This window comes from Nonomuraea sp. NPDC059007, assembly GCF_042740555.1.
GTDB lineage: Bacteria > Actinomycetota > Actinomycetes > Streptosporangiales > Streptosporangiaceae > Nonomuraea.
The window spans coordinates 1-16,238 of sequence record NZ_JBHYJD010000084.1 but is presented as its reverse complement, the minus strand read 5'-3'; the positions used below and the strand labels follow the sequence as shown (position 1 = coordinate 16,238).

At 69.5% G+C, this 16,238-nt stretch carries 15 protein-coding genes; 5 read left to right on the top strand and 10 right to left on the bottom strand.

What is annotated here, in order from left to right:
• Positions 1-38 precede the first annotated feature (38 nt).
• Both ACFWY5_RS55595 and ACFWY5_RS55590 read right to left on the bottom strand, forming a co-directional pair.
• Entirely contained in the window at positions 39-710 is a 672-nt protein-coding gene (locus ACFWY5_RS55595) for a GAP family protein (RefSeq protein ID WP_379615060.1), read from the bottom strand.
• A gap of 76 nt (positions 711-786) precedes the next feature.
• A complete protein-coding gene (locus ACFWY5_RS55590) occupies positions 787-1,155 on the bottom strand; it encodes an MmcQ/YjbR family DNA-binding protein (protein WP_379615058.1) in 369 nt (122 codons plus the stop codon).
• 11 nt (positions 1,156-1,166) lie between these two features.
• Here ACFWY5_RS55590 and ACFWY5_RS55585 point away from each other — a divergent pair, with 11 nt between their 5' ends.
• Positions 1,167-1,667, top strand: a complete 501-nt coding sequence (locus ACFWY5_RS55585; protein WP_379640029.1) for a DinB family protein — start codon at positions 1,167-1,169, stop codon at positions 1,665-1,667.
• Between the two features lie 5 nt (positions 1,668-1,672).
• On the opposite strand, the gene ACFWY5_RS55580 is transcribed toward ACFWY5_RS55585, so the two are convergent.
• Positions 1,673-2,980: a M50 family metallopeptidase gene (locus ACFWY5_RS55580; RefSeq protein ID WP_379640028.1), complete on the bottom strand. Its 1,308-nt coding sequence runs from the start codon at positions 2,978-2,980 to the stop codon at positions 1,673-1,675.
• Between the two features lie 154 nt (positions 2,981-3,134).
• Here ACFWY5_RS55580 and ACFWY5_RS55575 point away from each other — a divergent pair, with 154 nt between their 5' ends.
• A complete protein-coding gene (locus ACFWY5_RS55575) occupies positions 3,135-3,737 on the top strand; it encodes a response regulator transcription factor (RefSeq protein ID WP_379615052.1) in 603 nt (200 codons plus the stop codon).
• A gap of 331 nt (positions 3,738-4,068) precedes the next feature.
• Here the strand turns inward: ACFWY5_RS55575 and ACFWY5_RS55570 are convergent, their stop codons facing one another.
• On the bottom strand, positions 4,069-5,184 hold the full coding sequence (locus ACFWY5_RS55570) for a PP2C family protein-serine/threonine phosphatase (protein WP_379615050.1): 1,116 nt from the start codon (positions 5,182-5,184) through the stop codon (positions 4,069-4,071).
• Between the two features lie 118 nt (positions 5,185-5,302).
• Here ACFWY5_RS55570 and ACFWY5_RS55565 point away from each other — a divergent pair, with 118 nt between their 5' ends.
• The gene (locus ACFWY5_RS55565; RefSeq protein ID WP_379640027.1) at positions 5,303-6,529 is read left to right on the top strand and encodes a GNAT family N-acetyltransferase; all 1,227 of its coding nucleotides are present in this window, start codon (positions 5,303-5,305) and stop codon (positions 6,527-6,529) included.
• Positions 6,530-6,731: 202 nt separating this feature from the next.
• On the opposite strand, the gene ACFWY5_RS55560 is transcribed toward ACFWY5_RS55565, so the two are convergent.
• From ACFWY5_RS55560 to def, 3 genes are all read right to left on the bottom strand, one after another.
• The gene (locus ACFWY5_RS55560; protein ID WP_379640026.1) at positions 6,732-7,451 is read right to left on the bottom strand and encodes a hypothetical protein; all 720 of its coding nucleotides are present in this window, start codon (positions 7,449-7,451) and stop codon (positions 6,732-6,734) included.
• A gap of 376 nt (positions 7,452-7,827) precedes the next feature.
• Positions 7,828-8,556 carry an SDR family oxidoreductase gene (locus tag ACFWY5_RS55555; protein ID WP_379615044.1) on the bottom strand — a complete coding sequence of 243 codons (729 nt, stop codon included), beginning with the start codon at positions 8,554-8,556 and terminating at the stop codon, positions 7,828-7,830.
• Between the two features lie 10 nt (positions 8,557-8,566).
• Positions 8,567-9,052 carry a peptide deformylase gene (gene def / locus ACFWY5_RS55550; protein ID WP_379615043.1) on the bottom strand — a complete coding sequence of 162 codons (486 nt, stop codon included), beginning with the start codon at positions 9,050-9,052 and terminating at the stop codon, positions 8,567-8,569.
• Positions 9,053-9,152: 100 nt separating this feature from the next.
• Between def and ACFWY5_RS55545 the strand changes: the two genes are divergently transcribed.
• Complete coding sequence (locus tag ACFWY5_RS55545) at positions 9,153-9,629, top strand: ribose-5-phosphate isomerase (RefSeq protein ID WP_379640024.1); 477 nt, start codon at positions 9,153-9,155, stop codon at positions 9,627-9,629.
• Positions 9,630-10,150: 521 nt separating this feature from the next.
• On the opposite strand, the gene ACFWY5_RS55540 is transcribed toward ACFWY5_RS55545, so the two are convergent.
• Genes ACFWY5_RS55540 through ACFWY5_RS55530 form a run of 3 tightly spaced genes read right to left on the bottom strand, consistent with a single transcriptional unit; the run spans position 10,151 to position 13,551 of the window.
• Complete coding sequence (locus ACFWY5_RS55540; protein WP_379640023.1) at positions 10,151-11,554, bottom strand: aldehyde dehydrogenase family protein; 1,404 nt, start codon at positions 11,552-11,554, stop codon at positions 10,151-10,153.
• 25 nt (positions 11,555-11,579) lie between these two features.
• On the bottom strand, positions 11,580-12,920 hold the full coding sequence (locus ACFWY5_RS55535; protein WP_379640022.1) for a DUF2254 domain-containing protein: 1,341 nt from the start codon (positions 12,918-12,920) through the stop codon (positions 11,580-11,582).
• A gap of 10 nt (positions 12,921-12,930) precedes the next feature.
• A complete protein-coding gene (locus tag ACFWY5_RS55530; protein ID WP_379640020.1) occupies positions 12,931-13,551 on the bottom strand; it encodes a DsbA family protein in 621 nt (206 codons plus the stop codon).
• A gap of 91 nt (positions 13,552-13,642) precedes the next feature.
• Here ACFWY5_RS55530 and pepN point away from each other — a divergent pair.
• The coding region (gene pepN, locus ACFWY5_RS55525; RefSeq protein WP_379640019.1) for an aminopeptidase N at positions 13,643-16,238 on the top strand (2,596 nt) is incomplete at its 3' end.

The window sequence follows — 16,238 nt, the reverse complement described above, 5'->3', positions numbered from 1 at the left end:
CATGCGGCCGCGAACCACCCCATACGGGTGAACAACGGCTACTGGAGCCAGCCGAACAGGCGGGCGGCGGCGTCGCGGGCGATGAGGAAGCCCACGATGGCCAGCGTCCAGCCGACCATGGAGGCGGCGTTCCTGAGGATCCAGTCGCGCAGCTTGGCCAGCTTCGGCTCCAGCCAGTCGCCCGCCAGGCCGCGCCCGGCCATGAGGGCCAGCGGCGGCAGCACCATCACCAGCACGTACCCCGCCAGCACCGGCCCCCACTGCATCGGCGTCAGCCCGGAGGCGGTCATGATGCCGATCGCGGCCAGGTAGGGCGCCATCGTGGCCACCTCGACCACACCCATCGTCAGCGCCAGCGACACCATCGTGCCCGGCCCGCCCAGGCGCGGCTCCCACTGCTTCTTCTGCTTCTTGGAGTCGAAACGCCAGCTCAGCAGGAACAGGCCCACACCGACCGCCAACTGCACCCACAGGAAGGTACGGCTCTGGAAGACGTCACCGAAGTTCTCCAGCAACGCCGACAGGCCCAGCATGAGCGCCACGCCCACCAGGAAGTAGAAGAGCGTGATCGTGGCCAGGTAGATGACCATCCGGCCGACCTGCCTGCGGTCGGAGGCCAGCATCATCACCAGAGGCACACCGAGCGTGCCGAAACTCGTGCTGTCCACCAGGGCGAGCCCCACCAGCGTCAGGAGGACTGTTGTCGTCATGGTCACCCATCCTGCCGCCGCGACCGGCGCCCCGACTCCTACGCGCGAGCCAATCCGGTCTACACCTTTCTGCCTACTAGGGCGGACCGGTGGGAGCGTCGAGCTGCTTGACCAGGGTCTTGGGGGCGATCATCCGGTAGGCGTCGGTGACGATCTCCTTGATCTCGGCCCAGTCGACGTCCACGTCGAGGTAGACGCCGAGCCAGCCGCGGTGTCCCACGTACGGCGGGCGGAAGTAGTGCTCCGGGTCCTCCGCCACCAGCTCCTGCTGCACGCCCGGCGGCGCGGCGCACCAGAAGCCGAGCCGGTCGTCGTGGTGATGGTCGGCGAACGTCACGAACGTCTTCTTGTCCCGCACGAACCAGGTGGGCTCGCCGTGGCTGAGCCGTTCCGTCGTCTCCGGCAGGTCCAGGCAGAGGTTCCGCAGGCGTTCCAGCTGGTCCATAGTCTTAGGCTATGCGCATCGAACCACCCGTGGACGGCGACGAGCGAAGCACGCTGGAAGGCTTCCTCGACTACCACCGGCAGACACTGGCCTGGAAGTGCGAGGGGCTCACCGACGAGCAGTTGCGGACGCGGGCCCTGCCGCCGTCCACGATGTCGCTGCTCGGGCTGATCAGGCACATGGCGGAGGTGGAGCGCGGCTGGTTCCGCCGCCGGCTCGGCGGGCAGAACGATCTGCCGTTCATCTACGTCACGCCCGAGGATCCGGACGCCGACTTCGACCGCGTGGACGAGGACGACCGGGCGGGGGCGTTCAAGATGTGGGAGAGCGAGATGGCCGCGGCCCGCGAGGCCGCCGCGGGGGTGCCGCTCGACGGGGTCGTGCACCGCACCCGCGAGCCCCTGACGGTGTCGGTGCGCTGGGTCTACCTCCACATGATCGAGGAGTACGCCCGCCACAACGGCCACGCCGACCTGCTACGCGAGCGGATCGACGGGACCACGGGCGAGTAGGGGCCTCAGCCGGACAGGCGGATCGGGTTGACCAGGTCGGCGTAGACGAGCAGACCGGCCATGATGATCATCACCATGGCCAGCACGTACGTCAGCGGCAGCACCTTGGCGATGTCCACGTGACGGGGCTCGGGCCGGCGGAAGACGCGGGCGAAGGCGCGCTTGAGCCCCTCCCAGAGGCCGCCGGCGATGTGGCCGCCGTCCAGCGGCAGCAGCGGGATCAGGTTGAAGACGCCGATCGCGAGGTTGAAGCCGGCCAGCAGGTTGATGAAGGTGGCGATCTTCTCCTGGCCCGACAACAGGTCGGAGGCGAGGATCTCGCCGCCCATCCGGCCCGCGCCGACGACGCCGACCGGGCCCTGCCGGTCGCGTTCCTCGCCCGAGAACGCGGCGTGCCAGACGCCGACCATCTTCTCCGGCAGGTTGAGCAGCGACTTGGCCACCTGTCCCGTCAGGCTGACCATGTGCCCGGCCACGGCGCCGATCGACTGCGTCTCGTAGACCTCGGTGGGGGCGACGCCGAGGAAGCCGACATTCTTGTCGATCTTCTTCGTGTCTTCCAGGTTCGGCCGGTCCTGCGCGATCAGGTTGACGTCGAGCGTCATCGGCTGGCCGTTCCTCGTGATGCCGAGCTTGGCCGCGCCCGCGCCGTGCGCGCGGATCTTCTTGGTCGCGTCCTCCCACGAGGTGATCTTCACGCCGTTGAAGGCGACGATCTCGTCGCCCACCTTCAGGCCCGCCTGGGCGGCCGGGGTGGGCCGGTCACCGGGCTTGCACTCCGCGCGCTTCTCCGCGACCGGGATGACGCAGGTGGTGGTCATCGGCGAGACGATCGGCTTGTGGACGGGAACGCCGAAGTACATCAGCACGATGGCGAAGAAGACGAAGGCCAGCACGAAGTTCATCAGCGGGCCGCCGGACATGATGATGACCTTCTGCCACCACTTCTTCCGGTAGAAGACCCGGTTCTCGTCGCCGGGCCGTACCTCTTCCTGCGCCATGTCGCGCGCGGAGTCGATGAGCCCCTGGAAAGGCCCGGTCGAGGCCTTGCGCAGCTTCGTCGGATCGTCGCCCGGACGCGGCGGCAGCATCCCGATCATCCGGATGTAGCCGCCGAGGGGGATCCACTTGACCCCGTACTCGGTCTCGCCCTTCCGCTTCGACCACAGGGTCGGCCCGAAGCCCACCATGTACTGCGTCACCCGCACCCCGAAAATCTTCGCGGGGACCATGTGGCCGAGCTCGTGCAGCGCGATGGAGGCCGCCAGGCCAACGAAGAACAAGGCGAATCCCGCGATGGTGAGCCAGATCATCTAGGGGCGCTCCAGGGTCACGGAAGGTCTTGACAGCCCCAGAGTAGTCGAAGTCTCCACACCTGAATGGCTTGCGCACGCTTTGCGGAATCGACAGACTGCGTTGACAGTGCGCAGTCGCACGATCACCCTGGGGTATGACGAAGGGAGCACGTTGATCCGGATCCTCGTTGCCGAACACCTGCCGCTCGTACGGCGAGGCCTGGTGTCCGCGCTGGAAGCCGAGGCGGACCTGTCGGTCGTGGCCGAGCTCGGCAACGGCGAGGACGTGGTGCCGGAAGCCCTGACGCACCTGCCGGCGGCGGCCGTCATCGATCTGGATCTGCCCGGCGGCGGGCTCGCCGTCACCACCCGGCTGCACGAGAAGGCGCCCGGCTGCAAGGTGCTCGTCGTCTCCGCCCACCCCAACGCGGGGCAGGTGCGGGGGGCGTTCGCGGCGCACGCGCTCGGGTTCATGAGCCTCGACGTGGGTCCCGAGCAACTGGCCGAAGGCGTGCGGCAGATCGCGGCCGGCCGGCGGGCGGTGGACTCCGACCTGGCCGTCGCGGCGCTGGAGTCCGCGGCCAACCCCCTGACCCGGCGCGAGCTCGACGTGCTGCGGATCGCGGCCGGTGGAGCGCGGTCCACGGAGATCGCCGATCAGCTGTTCCTCTCGGTGGGGACGGTGCGCAACCACCTGTCGCGCATCATGTGCAAGACCGGCGCGCGCAACCGGCTCGACGCGGTCCGCATCGCCAGCGACTCAGGCTGGCTCTGAAGGATCTCCGCAGGTGGCACACCAGCCGAGGCTCCGGCCGGTGCCCGCGGCCGGGTACGGCGGCGGCCTCCCCCACGTTGGCCACACCGACCACGGACGCGCGGCCCGCGAGCGACCACGGGGCCACCTGGCTTCTGGCCGGGCCCCGGCGGAACCGCGCCGCTCCCCCGGGACCCGGGGATCTTGAGCTGCTCTCAGCGGAGCCGCGCCTCTTTCCGCGCGGCATGGGGGGATCGACCCTCTGAGAATCTCAGGCCGCCACCGGCCCCTGCCAGTGACCGCGCACACCATCTGCGCATGAGAGAGCACACAGGGTCACCCGTGTGAAACGTCACGGCCGCCAGATCAGCACCAGGGCGCAGTCGTCGTTGTGTCCCGACGACATCGAGTTGACCAGCGCGCGGGCGCCGTCGCGGAAGCCGTTGGGCAGCAGCCGCTCGGCCTCGCCCAGCAGGCGGTCCAGGCCCGCGTCGATGTCGCGGCCCGGCTGCTCGATCAGCCCGTCGGTGTAGAGCAGCAGCGCGTCGCCCTTGCGCAGCACGCCGCTGTCCGGCTCGCAGTGCAGGTCGGGCACCACGCCCAGAACCACGCCCTTGGCCGTGGCCACCTGCCAGCCGCCGGTGCCCGCGTCGAGCTTGACCACGGGCGGGTGCCCGGCCGAGGTGATCGTGTAGGCGCCGGTGGCCAGGTTGATGCGTACGTGCACCGCCGTCACGAAGCCCTCGTCGCCGCGCTGGCGGTGAAGGTAGGTGTTGCAGGCGGGCAGGAAGTCGTCGACGGAGCCGAGCAGCCCGCCGAACGTCCCCGACAGCAGCAGCGCTCTGGTGCCGGCGTCGACGCCCTTGCCGGAGACGTCCACGAGCGCGATCTCCAGGTTGTCGCCGTCGCGCATCGAGACGAGGAAGTCGCCGCCGAAGGAGGAGCCGCCGGCCTGCTTGAGAACGACCTTGCCGCCCCAGTCCTTGGGCAGCGCGGGCAGCTCGCCCTGGCTTTTGAGCCGGTCGCGCAGCTCCAGCAGCATCGCGTCGCCGCGCAGGCCCTGCACGCCGAGCTTGCCGCGGGTACGCGCCATGAGCACGGCCAGCACGGTCGTGAACCCGATCGTCACCATGAGCCCGAGCCCGACCCTGCCGACGCCCAGCGTGATCGCGATGTACCCCAGCGCCACGGCCACCACGACCAGCAGCTTGGCCAGGCTCCGCAGCCGCAGCTGCAGCCCGCCCACGAGCGTGATGAGGATCAGCAGCGACGGCGAGAACCACTCCGTCGACACCCGGGCGGCCAGACCTCCGACGACCAGAGTCAGCAAACTGAGGGTGATCGTGAGATTCCGGTCACGCGCCAGCGGTCCCCGCCTAAGGAACCGGACAACGGGCACCAGAAACGGCACCCGCACGAGGAGCGCGCGGAGCCGTGGCGGGATCAGCGGCGCCGGACGGGAACTCATGATGCGGATGACTGTATCGGTCTCATACCCGTTTGGGCAGCCCACTTGACCAACGCCTTGATCATTACGAACGGATATTGGGTGGCCCTACCCCTTTGCCCGCTCTTACGGTGGACGGATGACGTACCCGATCCGTCCCATCGATGAGTCCGAGTGGTCCGCGTACTCACGAGTACTTGGCGAAGGCTTCGGCTGGACCCCCGCCCCGGTGCAGAACGAGCGCTTCAAGGCCCAGACCGAACTCCCCCGCACGCTCGCGGCCTTCGACGGCGACACCGTGGCGGGCGTGACCGCCGTCTTCAGCCTGACCATGACCATCCCGGGCGGAACGCTGCCCGTCGCGGGCGTCACCGCCGTCAGCGTGCTCCCCTCGCACCGCCGCCGCGGCCTGCTCACCTCGCTCATGCGCCGCCAGCTCAACGACGTGCACGAACGGGGCGAGGCCGTAGCGGCCCTCTACGCCTCGGAGTCGGCCATCTATGGCCGTTACGGGTACGGCAAGGCCGCGTCGGAACTCAGCGTGTCCATCAACAAGACCGGCGCCGCCTTCAAGCGCGACGCGCCTTCCGACCCGGAGCTGCGGCTGCGGGTGGCGAGGCCGGCCGACGTACGCGAGCAGCTGGAGAACGTGCTCGCCGAGGTCATCACCCGCCGCCCCGGCCGCTACGCCAGGAACGAGCACTTCTGGAACGGCGCCCTGGCCGACGAGGAAGCCGACCAGGGCGGCAACGGCACCCTGCGCTGCGTCCTGGCCGAGGACGACGGCGGCGTACGGGGATATGCGTTGTTCCGCATCAAGTCGTCCTGGGACGACGACGGCATCCCCAACGGCGAACTGAAACTCCACGAGATCGAGGCCAAGGACCCCGCCGCGCACGCCGCGCTGTGGCGCAGCGTCCTGGACCGCGACCTCGTCACCAAGGTCACCGCCGGCATCGCGGTCGACGACCCGATCACCGCGCTCCTCGCCGACCCGCGCCAGTTGCGCGCCGGGTGGTCCGATGAGTTGTGGGTGCGGGTGGTGGACGTGGAGAAGGCGCTGGCGGCTCGCGCCTACTCGGCGCCCGTGGACGTCGTCATCGAGGTCGAGGACGACGTGTGCGAATGGAACGCCCGCCGCTGGCGGCTGACCGCCGACACCACGAGCGCCTCCTGCAAGGCGACGGAGGAGCCGGCCGACATCACGCTGCCGGCGTCGGCGCTGGGCACGGCGTACCTGGGCGACGGCCAGCTGACCACGCTGCTGGAGGCGGGCCTGCTGTCGGAGCACACGCCCGGAACGGTCCGTACGCTGGCCACGGCCATGTCGTGGAGCCCGAAGCCGTGGGCGGGGATGGTCTTCTGACGTAGGGTCGGGGGCATGGCACTGCAGAGCCTGCAAATCACCGCGATCACCGCGATGCGCGCGCGAGACGTGTCACGGCCGAGCAAGGAACAACAGGAATCAGCCGACCGCCGCCCCCTACGCGACGAAACCCCCCGCCGCGATCCCAAACGCCCCACCCCCCCAACCCCACTGACCCGCCACCCCCCACCAAGCGGCGAACTCAAAGCGGATTGTCGTTGAGCTTCTTCGCCATCTTCCTGGCCTCGAGTCCTCCGTACTCGGCCTCCCGCCACTTCGGAGGATCGCCCGGGATGTCACCGCTGCCCGGAAGGGCGTAGATGGCCACGGTCCTACCTTGGCGCATGACGGTGGCCGCATCTATTGAGGCGACCTTGAACATATTCACCATGAACGCCTCGTCCCCTATACCTGTGGCCTTTACCCGGTAGGTGAAGTGGTTGCGGTTTCGCTTGGCGCACCGGCGGAGGTCCGAGCGCAGGCCCTTCATAGCCGCGCGTGCGGCCGTCTCATCGCGGTAGACGATCACCTGTTCGGAGTAGTCGCCGTCCCACGTGACCGAACGCCCCGTGATGGTACGCGCGGACTGGCGACTCTTGTCGGTCCGCTTTCCCGTAGCACAAGGGTCGATCAGCAATGGCTCTTCCAGGCGGTCACTGACCTTCCATTGCATGCGTGTGCGGACGACCTTCTTCTCCAGCCTCTTCCTCGCCGCCTTGCTCTCATACAGCAGGAAACCTTTGGGGATGGCTGTCTTGACGGCCGTGTGCGCAGCCACGCTCGCTGTAGCCGGAGTCTGGTTCCCGGTAAGTGCGAGCGTGGTCAAGCCGATCACGGTCGTTAAGGCGATCACTGCGGTCGGCAGCCCCCGGGCCTTGCGGGTCGGACCAGGCCACACCTGGCATTCCTGGCGGGTATCCACTGTGGCTCCTCCTGACGGTGGTATCGATCGGTAAGTTGAGATGCGGAAGCCACCCGATTTGTTCACTACGTACGAGATCGGCCCCGCCGTCTGTTGAGCGCCACGCGCGACGGCACGGCGGCATCTCGTGAGGCGGCACCCCCACGCTTTTTCCGGCGCCGCGCGGTGGGATGGGGGTCGGTGGTGCGCGGCGCCGTCTTGCGGCGGGCGGGGTGGGGCATGGTGGGTGGGCAAGGGCGGAGTTGTTACGGCGGGCGGCCCCGTGAGCCCTCACGACCATCGCTCGACAGACCCCAGCGCACGACGGCGGGGCGGGCAAGCCAGGCCCCGCCGTAACACAGCAAAAGGCCCGTAACAGGAACAGAGCTACACGGAGCTAGAGGAACAGTCCCCCCGTGGCGAGGAGGTTTTGGCCGGTGAGCCAGGCGGCGTCGGGGCTGCAGAGGAGGGCGATCACGGAGGCGACGTCGGTGGGGGCGCCGAGGCGTTGGAGGGCGGTGTAGGCGGGGATCGTGGCCAGGGCCTCGGGTGGGTTGGTGGAGCGGAGCATGTCGGTGTCCGTCGCGCCCGGGGAGACGACGTTGACGGTGATGCCGCGTCCGCCCAGCTCCCGTGCCGCGACCTTGGCGAACTGCTCCACCGCCGCCTTGCTCCCCGCGTACAGGGTCAGGCCGGGGGCGGGCATGGCGGTGTTGAGGGTGGAGAGGTTGATGATCCGGCCGCCGTCGCGCATGACGCGCCCGGCCCATTGGATGGCGAGGAAGGTGGCCTTGGCGTTGACGTTGAAGACCCGGTCGAACGCCTCGTCGTCGATGTCGCCGATGAGGGTGGGAGTGCTTTCCGCGGCGTTGTTCACGAGGATGTCGAGGCCGGGGAGGATCTTCTCCGCCTCGGCGAACAGCCGGTCCAGGTCGGCGCGCGAGCCCTGGTCGGCCTGTACGGCGTGGGCTCCGGTCGACTCCGACACCTCGCGGGCGGCGTCCGCGTCGCCGCGGTAGGTGAAAACGACCTGGGCGCCGTCGGCCGCCAGGCGTTCGACGACGGCGCGGCCGATGCCGCGCGAACCACCGGTTACCAATGCTCCTTTGCCCGAAAGATCAGTCATGGTGACAAACCTACGCCTGCAGCATGATCTTGCGGGCGGCCTCCTTGGACAGATGGTCGATGTACAACTTGCCGTCCAGATGGTCCGTCTCGTGCTGGAAGCAGCGTGCCAGGGAGCCGCGGGCCTTGACGCGCAGCGGACGTCCCAGGCGGTCGAGTCCCTCCACGGTGACCCCGGCGGCGCGGGGGGTCTGGGCGTATTGGGGCTTGCCGGTCGTACGGTCCGGCACCGACAGGCAGCCCTCCTCATCCATGACCGGGGCGGGGTCGTCCACGGTCAGCACCGGGTTGACCATGTGGCCCTTGCGTCCGCTGATGTCGTACACGAACAGCCGCCGCGACACCCCGATCTGCGGACCGGCCAGGCCGACGCCGTCCACCGCGTACATGGCCTGGAACATCTCGTCGATCAGCTTGCGCAGCTCCCTGTCGAAGTCGCCGACCGGCTCGGCCGGTGTGCGCAGGACGGGGTCGCCGATCACGCGGATCTCACGCATGGATGCTCCGTAAGGGTTGCCGTAGACGAACGCTGATTACCTTAGCCAGCGCGCGGTCAGGTGCGGCCTGCCGTGGCGGACCGTGTGGAAGACTGGTCCGGTGCGTGTCTACATCGGTGCCGACCATGCCGGCTATGAGCTGAAGAACCACCTGGTGTCCTGGCTGAAGGACAAAGGCCACGAGGTGATCGACTGCGGCCCCGCCGTCTACGACGCGGAGGACGACTACCCGGCGTTCTGCCTGCGCGCGGCCGAGGGCGTCGCCGGCGACCCGGGCAGCCTGGGCGTCGTCATCGGCGGTTCCGGCAACGGGGAGCAGATCGCGGCCAACAAGGTCCGTGGCATCCGCGCGGCGCTGGCGTGGAGCGAGGAGACGGCCCAGCTCGCCCGCGAACACAACAACGCCAACGTGATCGGCGTGGGGGCGCGCATGCACACGGCGGAGGAGGCCACCCGGTTCGTCGAGGTCTTCCTCACCACCACCTTCAGCGGCGCCGAGCGCCACAGCCGCCGCATCGCCCAACTCGAAACCTACGAAACCATCGGCCAACTGCCAGCCCTCCCCGACGGCGCGTAGCGGCACTGTTCCTGCTGTTCTTGCCGTGTTGCGGCGAGGTGTCTGTTACAGGCCTTTAGCTCTGTTACGGCGAGGCCTGGCTTGCCCGCCCCGCCGTCGTGCGCTGGGGTCTGTCGAGCGATGGTCGTGAGGGCTCACGGGGCCGCCCGCCGTAACAACTCCGCCCTTGCCCACCCACCATGCCCCACCCCGCCCGCCGCAAGACTGCGCCGAACACCACCGACCTACGTCCCGCCGTGCGGCGCCGGGGAGAAGCGTGGGGGTGCGCCGCCGTAAGACGCTGCGGCACCGCCGCACGGGGACTGCGGCACCCCCGCGGGGGGTCACGGGCCGCGTCACCCGCCGTAAAGCGGCGGTCGTAGAGCGCCGGTCGTAAGGCACCCGCCGTTAGGCGGCGCTTGAGACCGTTGGCCCCCTCCCAGCGCAGCGGCGCCAGGGCGTGCGTCGGAGGGTGGCTCAAGGAGTTGGGCAGCGGTGTCTCGTGTGGGGCGGGTTGTGGTGGTGGGAGGGGGTGTGGTGGGTCAGAGTTGGAGGCTTTTGGTTTCCAGGTATTCGTCCAGGCCGGGTTCGCCCATTTCTCGGCCGATTCCGGATTGTTTGTAGCCGCCGAACGGGGCCTGGGGGTTGAAGGGGCCGCCGTTGATGGTTACCTGGCCGGTGCGTAGGCGGCGGGCTACCGCCACGGCGCGGTCTTCCGTGCCGGCCCATACCGCGCCGGACAGTCCGTATTTGGTGCCGTCGGCTATCTGGACGGCCTCGTCTTCCGACAGGTACGGGATGATCGACAGGACCGGGCCGAAGATCTCCTCCTGCTCGATCGTCATCCCGGGCGAGACCGCGGCGAAGATCGTGGGCTCCACGTAGAAGCCTCTGGGGTGGGGGGGTTCGGTGCCGCCGTACACCAGGCGGGCGCCCTCTTCCTGGCCTCGGTTGATGTAGTGGACGACGCGGTCGCGCTGGGCGGCCGAGACCAGGGGGCCCAGGCGGTGGTTCTCGTCGAAGGGGTCGCCGACGGTGTATTTGGCCGCCGCCTCCACAGCCAGGCCTACCGCCTCGTCGTACTGGTCGCGGTGGACGAGCATGCGGGTCCACGCCGAGCAGGTCTGGCCGGAGTTGACGAAGCAGTTGGCCACGCCGACCTTCACCGCGGCGCGCAGGTCGGCGTCCGGGAGGATGATGTTGGCGGACTTGCCGCCCAGCTCCAGGGCGACCCGCTTCACCGTTTCGGCGGCCAGCGACGCCACTCGGCGGCCGGCGGTGGTGGAGCCGGTGAAGGAGACGAGGTCCACCTCGGGGTGGGTGGCCATGGCCTCGCCGACGATCGGGCCGCGGCCGCTGACCAGGTTGAAGACGCCCGGCGGCAGGCCCACGGCGTGGAAGATGTCGGCCAGCGCGTACGCGGCCAGCGGGGCCACTTCGCTGGGCTTCAGGACCACCGTGCAGCCGGCGGCCAGGGCCGGGGCCACCTTGCAGATGATCTGGTGGAGCGGGTAGTTCCACGGGGTGATGGCGGCCACGACCCCCACGGGCTCCCTGACGATCAGGGAGTTGGCCACGCGCTGCTCACGCGGGTGGGTTTCGGCGAGTTCGGCGTAACCGGCCAGTACGCCCGCCGGCATCAGCGTCTGCACCTTCAGGGCGAAGCCGAGCGGCGCGCCCATGTCGGTGGCGATGGTCTGGGCGATGTCCCCGGCGCGCTCGGTCAGCAGGTCGGCGGCTGCGGCCAGCAGTTTGCCGCGCTCACCGCCGCCAGTCGCCGACCAGGAGGGGAAGGCCGCGCGTGCGGCTCTGACGGCAGCCTCGACGTCGTCGGGGGCTCCCGCCGGCACCCGATCGATGATCTCCTCTGTCGCGGGGTTGACGACGTCGATCGCCTCTCCCGACGCGGAAGCGGTCCAGGCACCGCCGATATAGAGCTGACGCATAGCCCCCATCCTCGCGCGCCCGCCGTCACATTGCGAGGGCTTGGCACATCACGTGGTGTGCCTGCTCCACCGCTCGCACGTCGCATTCCGGCCGGACGTGAGTGCGGGCCGTGGCCAGGACCCGGTCACCTTCTTCCAGCAGCGTACGGCGAAGCGCCGTGGAAAGCGGCAGATGTCCGAGATCCTGGAAAACTCGCAGGATTCGCACCAGCACCACGGGATTGTCCCTGGCCGACACCCGGATCATCCCGAAGGCGTGCTCGGCCAGTCTGGCGGTGTCGGTGCGCCAGGTGACCAGGCGTACCCGTCCGCGCCGGTCGGTGCGGCCTTCTGGCTCGGCCGGGATCGGGATGAGCCGGCGGAAGGCCTCGCCGAGCCATTCGACGCAGGCCAGCCCGGTGTTGGTGTCGTTGATCGCGCGCGACAGCGCGCGCAGGGCGATCTCCACGATCCGGTTGACCGGCCCGACGACGGTGGAGCCGGTGCGGGGCAGCGGGCACAGGGTGATCCAGCGGTCCATCCGCCGCAGGTCGCCGCGGGTGAGGGTGAGCGGGGTCGAGGTGACGGCCACGGGCGTTCCCTGGATGACGAACGTGCCGGGCAGGTGGACGAGCGTGACGACGGTGTCGCGGCGCACCGCCCATCGCACGATCGGGCGGTCGTGGACGAGGTCCAGGTAGCCGGAGCGGACGGCCAGGATCGCGCTGCCCTCCGCCGCGGGCGGTTCCGCCGGCTCGCCTTCGAAGTCGCGGTGGAGCAGCCAGTCGACCTCGCGTACCAGCCGGGGCAGGACGACGGGGATGCGGACCTCGCTGACGACCGCCTGCACGAACAGCACGAGCATCACCAGGCAGGCGCCGGTGAGCAACTGGGTGGCGAACAGGCCGAGCGACGGGATGACCACGTCGCGGCTCATGGAGCTGGTGGTGCGGTTGCCGAAGATCCAGGTGCCGAGGAACAGCCCGATGGTGACCTGGACGACCCGGTTGCGCAGGAAGTCGCCGATCAGGCGCGGGCCGAGCTGGGAGGAGGCGAGCTGGACGGCGACCAGCGTGAGCGAGATCAGCAGCGTGATGGTGCTGATCAGCGCGCCGGTCAGCGTCGAGAGGCTGCCCTTCACGCCCTCCTTCAGGTCGCTCAGGAGCGATGCGTCGGCGGGCAACGTGAACTGGTGCAGCTCCAGCTCCTCCAGGAGCGCCTGCGCGGCCGTGCTGCGCTCCAGCGCCACCTGCAGTTCCTCGACCGCGTACGCGCCGAGGTAGGCGCCGGACATCATCAGCAGCGGCACGAACCAGATCGTGTCCCGCAGGCGCTCCCCACGCGGCTTCAGCGAGAGGTAGGCGCCGATTCCCCCGAACCGTCCCACGCAGGGGGTTCTACCCGAATACCGGCTCCTTGGTACGTGTGCGCTTGAGCTCGAAGAAGTCCTCGAATTCAGTCACGAGCCGCACGCCGTCCCAGAGGCGGCCGGCGTCCTCCCCGCGCGGGATCGAGGTGATCACGGGGCCGAAGAACGCGTTGGCGCCGACGCGGATGACCGGGGTGCCGACTTCCTGGCCGACGAGTCCGATGCCCTCGTCGTGGGAGGCGCGCACGTCGTCGTCGTACTCCTCGGAGGTCATGGCGGCGGCGAGTTCGGGGTCCAGGCCGGCGGCGCCCAGCGCGGCCTCGACCAGCTCGCGCAGCTTGCCGAGGCGCTTGATGCCGCGCTCGTTGTGCAGGCGGGTGCCGAGTTCGGTGTACAGGGGGCCGACGGCGGCCTCGCCGTACTTCTGCCTGGCCGCGGCGACGACGCGGACCGGCTCGATGGCCCGCGCGATCTGCTCGCGGTAGGCCTCGGACACATCCTTGCCCTCGTTCAGCACGTTGAGGCTCATGATGTGCCAGCGGATCTCGATGGGCCGGACCTGCGCCACCTCGGTGAGCCACCGGGAGGTGACCCACGCGTAGGGGCAGAAAGGATCGAACCAGAGATCTACAGGAGTCGTCTCAGTCACGCAGGGTCATAACCTGGAGGGGAATGAAGGCTATTCCCATCATGGGAAGATTCCGGCAAACCCCGATGAAGTGGTGTAGAAGGAGCGGAACTTGGCAGGGAACCTTACCCGGGACGAAGCACGCGAGCGCGCCCGGCTGCTCAAGGTCGAATCGTACGAGGTCGCGCTCGACCTGACCGAAGGCGAAGAACGATTCGAGAGCGTGACGACCGTCCGCTTCAACGCGCAGCCGGGCGCCTCGACGTTCATCGACCTGCACGACGCGCGCGTGCGCCAGGTGACGCTGAACGGCGTCGACCTCGACGCCGCCGCCTACGACGCGGAGAAGGGACGTTTCCCGCTCGACGGCCTGGCCGAGAGCAACGAGCTGCGCATCGACGCCGACTGCGCCTACACGCGCTCCGGCGAGGGCCTGCACCGGTTCGTCGACCCGGTCGACCAGAAGGTCTACCTGCACAGCCAGTTCGAGACCGCCGACGCGCACCGGATGTACGCCTGCTTCGACCAGCCCGACCTGAAGGCCACCTTCCAGCTGACCGTGCTGGCGCCGGCCGACTGGGAGGTCGTCTCCAACGCCGCGGCGGACAACGTCGAGCCGCTGCCCCAGGAGGGCGGCAAGCACGGCGCGGTCCACGCGGACAGCAAGTGGGTGTTCCCGGCCACGGCCGTCATGTCCACCTACATCACGGCGCTGGTGGCGGGGCCATACCACAAGGTCACCGCCGAGCACGACGGCATCCCCCTGGGCATCTACTGCAGGGCCTCGCTGGCCGAGCACCTCGACGCCGACAACATCCTCGAGGTCACCCGGCAGGGCTTCGACTTCTTCCACAAGGTGTTCGGGGTCCGCTACCCGTTCGGCAAGTACGACCAGCTGTTCGTGCCGGAGTTCAACGCCGGCGCGATGGAGAACGCGGGCTGCGTGACGTTCCTGGAGGACTACGTCTTCCGCTCCCGCGTCACCGACGCCGTGGTCGAGCGCCGCGCCGAGACGATCCTGCACGAGATGGCGCACATGTGGTTCGGCGACCTGGTCACCATGCGCTGGTGGGATGACCTGTGGCTGAACGAGTCGTTCGCCACCTACATGTCCGTGCTGTGCCAGGCCGAGGCCACCCGCTGGGGCCAGGGCGCGTGGACGACGTTCGCGAACGTGGAGAAGTCCTGGGCCTACCGCCAGGACCAGCTGCCGAGCACCCACCCGATCGCCGCCGACATCGTCGACATGCAGGCGGTCGAGGTCAACTTCGACGGCATCACCTACGCCAAGGGCGCCTCGGTGCTCAAGCAGCTGGTCGCCTACGTCGGCCTGGACAACTTCCTGGCCGGGGTCCGCGACTACTTCAAGGACCACGCCTGGGGCAACACCGAGCTCAAGGACCTGCTGAGCGCCCTGGAGCGCACCTCGGGCCGTGACCTGTCGTCGTGGTCGAAGGAGTGGCTGGAGACCTCCTGGGTCAACACGCTGCGCCCCTCGTTCACGGTGTCGGCCGACGGCCGGTTCGAGAGCTTCGAGGTGCTGCAGGAGGCTCCGGCCGACTACCCGACGCTGCGTTCGCACCGCGTCGCGATCGGCCTGTACTCGCTGGTGGACGGCGTGCTCACCCGGACCAAGCGGGTCGAGCTCGACGTCGTCGGCGCCCGTACCGCGGTGGCCGACCTGGTCGGCGAGCAGCAGCCGGACCTGGTGCTGGTCAACGACGACGACCTGACGTACGCCAAGATCCGCCTGGACGAGCGGTCGCTGCGCACGCTGGTCGAGGGCGGCATCACGAAGTTCGCCGACTCGCTGCCGCGGGCCCTGTGCTGGTCGGCCGCCTGGGACATGACGCGCGACGGCGAGATGTCCACGCGCGACTACGTCAAGCTGGTCGTCTCCGGCGGCGGCACGGTCAAGGACCTCACGGTCCTGCAGACGGTGCTGCGGCAGGCGCGCCTGGCCGTCCAGCAGTACGCCGACCCGGCCTGGCGGCCCGAGGGCCTGGCCCAGCTGGCCACGATGGCGCGTGAGCTCATCGCCGGGGCCGAGGCGGGCTCGGACTACCAGCTGGCCTACGTGCAGGCCTTCGCCGGCGTCGCCGTCGGCCAGGGTGATCTGGACGTGCTGGCGGGCATCGTGGACGGCTCCGCCGTACCGGCTGGGCTGACCGTCGACGCGGACCTGCGCTGGACGCTCATCCACGCGCTGGTCTCCGGTGGGCGGCTGGGCGAGGCGGACATCGCCGCCGAGCTCGAGCGCGACGCCACCGCGACCGGCGAGCGCTCGGCGGCGTTGTGCCGGGCGGCGATTCCCACGCCCGAGGCCAAGCAGGCCGCCTGGACCGCGATCGTGGGCGGGGAACTGGCCAACGCCGTCTTCCGCACGACGGTCGGCGGGTTCCAGGACCCGCACCACCCCGAGCTGCTGGCGCCGTTCAGGGAGAAGTACTTCGCCGAGGTCGGCCGCGTCTACAAGGAGTGGAGCTTCGACGTCGCGCAGGGCTTCGCGGTGGGCTGCTTCCCCGCGCTGCAGGTCGAGCAGGAGACGCTGGACGCCGTCCAGGCCTACCTGGCCGGGGGCGACGTGCCGCAGGCGCTGCGCCGCATGATCCTGGAGGGCGAGGACGGGGTCCGGCGCGCGCTGCGTGCTCACCCACAGCAGGCGAGCCGCCAACGGCCCGGGTACGGCCCCGGCCGCGGTCTCCGTG